The 579-nt window shown below is 64.4% G+C and carries 1 protein-coding gene; it reads left to right on the forward strand.

What is annotated here, in order from left to right; translation table 11 throughout:
- Positions 1-469, forward strand: a 469-nt coding sequence (locus HW466_RS31095; protein WP_279610398.1) for a phage tail sheath C-terminal domain-containing protein, incomplete at its 5' end; no start/stop codon positions are given.
- Positions 470-579 lie beyond the last annotated feature (110 nt).

Raw genomic sequence — 579 nt, forward strand, 5'->3', positions numbered from 1 at the left:
GGCCGACGTGTCCTGGGACCTGCAGGACCCGGCCACCGACGCGGGCTACCTGAACGAGAACGAAGTGACGACGCTGGTGAACTACAACGGCTTCCGCTTCTGGGGCTCGCGCACCTGCGCGGCCGACACCAAGTTCGTGTTCGAGAACTACACGCGCACCGCGCAGGTGATCGCCGATTCGCTGGCCGAGGCCCAGATGGGCAATGTCGACGGCGCGCGGAACCCGTCGCTGGCCCGCGACATCATCGAGAACATCAACGGCTGGTTCCGCCGCCAGATCTCGAACGGCTACCTGATCGGCGGCAGCTCCTGGTACGACCCGGAGCCGAACACCTCCGACGAGCTCGCCTCGGGCGCGATGTACATCGACTACGACTACACGCCGGTGCCGCCGCTCGAGAACCTCATGCTGCGCCAGCGCTTCACCGCCCGCTATCTCGCGACCTTCGCCGATCGCGTGACGGCCTAACCACGGCCCAACCTGGAGTCAGACACGATGGGAATGCCACGCAAACTCAAGAATTTCAACCTGTTCTACAACGGCAACCGTTTCGCCGGTGAGGTGCAGGAACTCGAGCT

This window comes from Burkholderia territorii, assembly GCF_902833055.1.
Lineage (GTDB): Bacteria > Pseudomonadota > Gammaproteobacteria > Burkholderiales > Burkholderiaceae > Burkholderia > Burkholderia territorii.